This is a genomic window from Bradyrhizobium sp. (assembly GCF_017881085.1).
Taxonomy (GTDB): domain Bacteria; phylum Pseudomonadota; class Alphaproteobacteria; order Rhizobiales; family Xanthobacteraceae; genus Bradyrhizobium.
The window spans coordinates 1-6,556 of sequence record NZ_JADGRI010000301.1 but is presented as its reverse complement, the minus strand read 5'-3'; the positions used below and the strand labels follow the sequence as shown (position 1 = coordinate 6,556).

Annotated in this window: 5 protein-coding genes; 3 read left to right on the top strand and 2 right to left on the bottom strand. The window is 63.8% G+C overall.

The window, feature by feature from the left end:
• Nucleotides 1-47: 47 nt before the first annotated feature.
• The 3 genes from QZ213_RS22655 (at nucleotide 48) to QZ213_RS22645 (ending at nucleotide 4,628) form a co-directional block, all read left to right on the top strand.
• The gene (locus QZ213_RS22655; RefSeq protein ID WP_291688320.1) at nucleotides 48-884 is read left to right on the top strand and encodes an enoyl-CoA hydratase family protein; all 837 of its coding nucleotides are present in this window, start codon (nucleotides 48-50) and stop codon (nucleotides 882-884) included.
• 78 nt (nucleotides 885-962) lie between these two features.
• Nucleotides 963-3,314, top strand: coding sequence for a bifunctional salicylyl-CoA 5-hydroxylase/oxidoreductase (locus QZ213_RS22650; protein ID WP_291688319.1), 2,352 nt, complete (start codon nucleotides 963-965; stop codon nucleotides 3,312-3,314).
• A gap of 60 nt (nucleotides 3,315-3,374) precedes the next feature.
• On the top strand, nucleotides 3,375-4,628 hold the full coding sequence (locus QZ213_RS22645) for a flavin-dependent oxidoreductase (RefSeq protein ID WP_291688318.1): 1,254 nt from the start codon (nucleotides 3,375-3,377) through the stop codon (nucleotides 4,626-4,628).
• Between the two features lie 628 nt (nucleotides 4,629-5,256).
• Here the strand turns inward: QZ213_RS22645 and QZ213_RS22640 are convergent.
• Both QZ213_RS22640 and QZ213_RS22635 read right to left on the bottom strand, forming a co-directional pair.
• Complete coding sequence (locus QZ213_RS22640; RefSeq protein WP_291688317.1) at nucleotides 5,257-5,712, bottom strand: cupin domain-containing protein; 456 nt, start codon at nucleotides 5,710-5,712, stop codon at nucleotides 5,257-5,259.
• Between the two features lie 118 nt (nucleotides 5,713-5,830).
• Nucleotides 5,831-6,556 (bottom strand): ABC transporter substrate-binding protein (locus QZ213_RS22635; protein WP_291688316.1); only part of this gene is annotated, 726 nt, incomplete at its 5' end.

Here is a 6,556-nt window from a genome sequence, read left to right as displayed (position 1 = left end):
GAAAAGAAGCGCGCGCAATAACGAACGACAATCCCAAGGGAGTTTTCATGAGCACGCCTGCCAACCCCGTCACGCTGCCGCTTTCGCAATATTCGCCCAGGCATTTCTTGCTGGGGGTGGCGGATGGCGTGGCGACGGTGACGCTGAACCGGCCGGAGCGAAAGAATCCACTGACATTCGAGAGCTACCGCGAATTGACGGACTTCTTCCGCGCCTGCGCCATGGACGATGAGGTCAAGACCGTCGTCGTAACCGGCGCCGGCGGCAATTTCTCGTCGGGCGGCGATGTCTTTGAAATCATCGGCCCGCTGGTGAAGATGGACACCAAGGGCCTCACCGCCTTCACCCGCATGACCGGCGATCTCGTCAGGGCGATGCGGGCCTGTCCGCAGCCGATCATCGCCGCCGTCGAGGGCATCTGCGCCGGCGCGGGCGCGATCGTCGCCATGGCGTCCGACCTGCGTCTGGCGGCGACCGGCGCCAAGGTCGCATTCCTCTTCAACAAGGTCGGCCTTGCCGGCTGCGACATGGGGGCGTGCGCGATCCTGCCGCGCATCATCGGGCAGTCCCGCGCTTCGGAATTGCTCTATACCGGCCGCTTCATGACCGCGGAGGAAGGCGAGCGCTGGGGGTTCTTTAGCCGCGTTGTCGCGCCGGAGCAGGTGCTGACGCAGGCGCAGTCGCTTGCCAAGGAGATCACCGCGGGGCCGACCTTCGCCAACACCATGACCAAGCGAATGCTGGCGATGGAATGGGCGATGTCGGTCGAGGAGGCGATCGAGGCGGAGGCGGTGGCGCAGGCGCTGTGCATGACCACGGCGGATTTCGCCAGGGCCTTCGAGGCGTTTTCCAGCAAGGCGAAGCCGGTGTTTCAGGGGAATTGAGCCACCGCCCGGGGCCTTGCGGGAAAATTGTTTTATGTTTAAAATAATTGAAATGGTTCCGCTGCGCCGGAGGCTGTCATGAAGATCGCGATCATCGGCGGAGGACCGGCCGGTCTCTATTCCGCGATCCTGCTCAAGAAACAGCGGCCGGAGGCCGAGGTCACGGTCTATGAGCGCAACCGCGCAGACGATACCTTCGGCTTCGGCGTGGTGTTTTCGGATGCCACGCTGGACAATTTCGAGAAATACGACGCCCCGAGCTATCGCCGCATCACCGAGCAGTTCGCTTATTGGGACGATATCGCCGTGCACTTCCGCGGCACGGTGCATCGTGTCGGCGGCAACGGTTTCTGCGGCTGCTCGCGCCGCACGCTGCTTTTGATTCTGCAGGAGCGGGCGCGCGAACTCGGCGTCACCCTGTTGTTCGAGGCCGACATCGAGGACGAGGCCCGCTTCGCCGATGCCGATCTGGTGGTGCTGGCCGACGGCATCAACAGCCGCTTCCGCGACAAATATATCGAGCATTTCCAGCCCGAGGTCGATCTTCGCTCCAACAAGTTCGCCTGGATGGGCTCGACCCGGCCGCTCGATGCCTTCACCTTCATCTTTCAGGAAACCGAGTGGGGCCCGTTCATCGCCCACGCCTATCAATACGAAATGGGACATTCGACCTGGATCTTCGAGACCGATCCCGCGACCTTCAAGCGTGCCGGCCTCGAGGGCCTGAACGAGCGGCAATCCGCCGACCGGATGGCCGAAATCTTTGACTGGTTCCTCGACGGACATCCGCTTCTGATCAACCGCTCGATGTGGCGCAATTTCCCGATGATCCGCAGCAAGCGGTGGGTTAAGGACAACATGGTGCTGCTCGGCGACGCCAAGGCGACCGCGCATTTCTCGATCGGCTCGGGCACCAAGCTCGCCATGGAAGACGCGATTGCGCTGGCGGATGCCATGCATCGCGCGCCGACGGTCGAGGCCGCGTTGCAGCAGTATGAGACAGGCCGCCGCGAGGAGGTCGAGAAGACCCAGCACGCCGCCGACGTGTCGCTGGTCTGGTTCGAGCACGTCGACCGCTTCTGGGATTTCGACCCCGTGCAGTTCGCCTTCGGCGTGATGACCCGTGCCAAGGCGATCACCTACGATAATCTCAGGCTGCGCGCGCCGGACTTTGTCGCCGAGGTCGATCAGGCGTTCGCAAGACAGGTTCGCGCCAGGGGGTTCGATGTCGATGTCGAAAAGCCGCTGGCGCCGATGTTCCAGCCGCTGCGGCTGCGCGAGATGACGCTCGCCAACCGTGCGGTAGTGTCGCCGATGTGCATGTATTCGGCGAAAGACGGCGTGCCCGGCGATTTTCACCTGGTGCATTACGGCTCGCGCGCCATCGGCGGCGCCGGCCTGATCTTCACCGAAATGACCTGCGTCGGCCGCGACGCCCGCATCACGCCGGGCTGCGCCGGACTTTGGAACGACGAGCAGCAAGCCGCGTGGCGGCGCATCGTCGATTTCGTCCACGCCAATTCCGCGGCGAAGATCGCACTTCAGATCGGCCACGCCGGCCGCAAGGGCGCCACCAAATTGATGTGGGACGGCATGGATCGTCCGCTGGAGCAGGGCGGCTGGGACGTCGTCTCGGCCTCGCCAATCCCCTATTTCCCCGACAGCCAGGTGCCGCGCGAAATGGACCGCGCCGCGATGGACGCCGTGAAGGCGGCCTTCGTTCAGGCCGCCGAGCGCGGCGAAGCCTGTGGCTTCGATATGCTGGAATTGCATTGCGCCCACGGCTATCTGCTCGCGAGTTTCATCTCGCCGCTCACCAACCAGCGCACCGACGCCTACGGCGGCTCGCTCGAGGGCCGCCTGCGCTTTCCGCTGGAAGTGTTCGAGGCGTTGCGGGCGGCGTGGCCGGCGCACAAGCCGATGTCGGTGCGCATCTCCGCCACCGACTGGGCCGAGGGCGGTATCACCGGCGACGACGCCGTCGCGATCGCGCGCGCCTTCGCCGAAGCCGGCGTCGATCTGGTCGATGTCTCCACCGGCCAGACCGTGCGCGATGCCCAGCCGATCTACGGGCGCATGTTCCAGACCCCGTTCTCGGACCAGGTCCGCAACGAGGCGCGGGTCGCCACCATGTGCGTCGGCAACATCACGACGGCGGACCAGGTCAATACCATCCTCGCCGCCGGCCGCGCCGACCTGGTGGCGCTCGGCCGGCCGCATCTGGTCGACCCCTCGTTCACCCTGAAGGCTGCGGCCTGGTATGGCGCCGAGCGTGTGTTCTGCCCGCCGCAATACCTGCCGGGCAAGGAGCAGATTTTCCGCAACAGCGTGCGCGACCGGCAGGATTTCGAGGACCTGAAAATTAAGGCTAAGCCGAAGACCCGGGCCGAGCTCAAGGCGGAGGCGACAAAGCCGCTTGCGGCGGAGTAAGGGACCATGCGAGTTTAGAGCGTTGGCGTGGCGTTTCAGGGTTTGAGTGGAGTTGCGGCGATGAAGGCGATTATCGTCGGGGGTGGCATCGGGGGCCTTACCACCGCGCTGATGCTGCGGGCCCGCGGCATCGGCTGCGAACTGTTCGAGCAGTCGGACACCATCCGTGAGCTCGGCGTCGGCATCAATACGCTGCCGCACGCGATCCGAGAACTCGCAGGGCTCGGCCTGTTGCAGAAGCTCGATGACGTCGCGATCCGCACTGACGTGCTCTATTATCTCAATCGCCACGGCCAGGAAGTCTGGCGCGATCCGCGCGGCATCGATGCCGGTCACGACGTGCCGCAATTCTCGATTCATCGCGGCCGGCTGCAGAGCGTGATCCACCGCGCCGTCGAGCAGCGGCTGGGAAAGGATGTCATCCACACCGGCTGCCGGCTGGGGGCCTTCACCCAGGACGAAGGCGGCGTCACCGCCTATTTCTTCGACCGCGCCGGCAGCCACACCAGGACCGTGCGCGGCGATATCCTGATCGGCGCCGACGGTATTCATTCTCGGGTGCGCGAGACCTTGTTTCCCGCGGAGGGGCCGCCCTGCTGGAACGGACTGATGCTGTGGCGCGGCGCGCGGGACTGGCCGGTATTCCTGACCGGCCGATCGATGATCGTCGCCGGCGGCCTGCATGCCAAGGTCGTGGTCTATCCGATCGCGGAAGGATCGAGCCCGGCGAACCGCCTGACCAATTGGGCGGTGCTGGTGAAGGTCGGCGACGGCAACGCGCCGCCGCCGCGCCGCGAGGACTGGTCGCGGCCGGGCAAGCGCGAGGAATTGATGCCGCACGTGGCGCGGTTCAAGGTGCCCCATGTCGACGTGCCGGCCCTGATCTCGGCGACACCGGAATTCTACGAATATCCGACCTGCGACCGCGATCCCTTGCCCTGGTGGTCCTGCGGCCGGGTCACGCTGCTCGGCGACGCCGCGCATCCGATGTATCCGGTGGGATCGAACGGCGCCTCGCAGGCCATTCTCGACGCGCGCTGCCTCGCCGACGCGCTGGCGCGCTCGGAGCATCCGCGCCAGGCGCTGATGGCCTACGAGCAGAAGCGGTTGCCGATGACCTCTGACATCGTGCACTCCAACCGCCGCGGCGGTCCGGAAGGCGTGATCGACGCGGTCGAGCAACTGGCGCCCGACGGTTTCGACAATGTCGAGAACGTGCTGAGCTATTCCCAGCGCGAGGCCATCGTCCGCGGCTATGCCAGCAAGGCCGGCTTTGCCGCACCGGCGCTCGGTCTGGCTGCGGTGCGGGCGTAAAGCAGCGCGTAGGGGTGGGCAAAGCGAAGCGTGCCCACCAATTTAACTTGCTTCGACATGGTGGGCACGGCGCAGACGCGCCTTTGCCCACCCTACGGATTCGAATTTCAAACAGCCACACCTCGCGATCTCGCCGCGCGGTTCGCGCGAGTTTTGGCCTGCTCGTTCCGCCCTCTTCGATCAGAGGGCGCAGGGAATGCCGGGCGCCCGATGCGCCCGATAGCCGCGTGTGCAGAGGTAGTGGGTAGCAAGCACACGCGTTAGTCAGGTCACACCGGAATCGACCGGCATTCCCCGCGCAATGGTTTTACGGCTTATTTCGCGCTCTCCCTGGCGATCGGGCTTTTTTGTCACCATCGCCCCTGAGAAGCTTGCTTCTCACGAACTTGACGCCAGCGTCGAGGCGTCAGGACCACACGACTTCGCCGTCCGCAAAGTAAGCGCCCTCGTCTTCGGCGCCGCTTGCGTCCAACGCATCCTGTCCCGCGTCCGTGACGATCTCGAGCCGCCCCTCCAGAGGACAGGACGGGAAGGGTTATTAAGGTGATTTGGGTCTTCGGAAAATCAGAATATTTTTGCAAAGGGGGCTAGACAGGGTTTTGCTGATTTGCCCGCTCTGTCGCTTTCCTCACGCCCCCGGGGGCGGCGGCAGGAAGTGGATGTTGTGCTCCGCCGCCAGGGCCACGACGGCATCCGGCGTCTGCTCTTTCATGTTGTGGATGGCCCAGAACAGATCGTAGAGCCGCTGGGTCGGCGACACCCAGAACAGCGTCTTCGCGGTTCGCCCGGATTTGTTGAAGATGCCGTGGGGTATGCCCATGGGCAGGCGGACCAGATCGCCCGGCGTGGCCTGGGTTTCGCCGCCCCCCAGCATGAAGTCGAGCTGGCCCTCCAGGATATAGAGATATTCGTCCTGATCCGGATGGATATGCGGCGGTACGAAAGTCTCGGGCGGGAAGGTCGCGTGCCACGAGAAGCTATGTTCGGTGACGTTCTTCGGCACGTAGGTCTGGCCAAGGATGTTCCAGGAAATTCCCTGGATGCCTTCATTGGCCCGGGTGATGCCGGCGATTTCGGTTTTCATGGCGGTTCTCTCCCAATCATTTATTTTGACGCGTTTTCTACCGCAGATAAGTCCACGCAATCTGCGTAAACTTGATTGCTATGCGAACCGGTATCCACTTCGCTTGAAAACGCTATGCCTAGTTGCCCGGCGTGCATTCCTTGGCGTAGCGGTCGCCGTAATTCTCGAACACCTTCTCGACGATCTCGGTCTGGAATTTTCCGTCGGCGCGTTTCGCCACTTTGGTCAGGTAGAAATCCTGGATCGGATAGCCGTTGGTATTGAATTTGAAACCGCCGCGCAGCGAGGTGAAGTCGGCCTTCTTCAGTGCGGCAGCAACCGCCTCCTTGTTGGAGAGGTCGCCCTTCACCGCCTTGACCGCGCTGTCGATCAGGAGCGCCGTATCGTAGCCCTGCATGGCATAGGTGCCGGGTACGCTGTTGTAGGCCGCTTCATAGCCGGCGACGAATTTCTTGTTCTGCGGATTGTCGAGATTGGGCGCCCAGTTCGCGCCGCCGAACATGCCGACCGCGGCATCCTGCTGCGCCGGCAGCGTCGATTCATCGACGGTGAACGCCGACAAAACCGGAATTTTATCCGCGAGGCCGGCCTGGCTGTATTGCTTGACGAGGCTGACGCCCATGCCGCCCGGCATGAAGGTGAACACGGCGTCCGGCTTGGTGGAGGCGATCTTGGAAAGCTCGACCTGGAAATCCAGCGTACCCAGCGGCACGTAGGTCTCCTCGACGATTTCGCCCTTGTAGTCGAGCTTGAATCCGGCGGCGGAATCCTTGCCGGCCTGGTAGTTCGGAACCATGATGTAGACGCGCTTGTAGCCGCGATCCTGCGCGACCTTGCCGAGGAT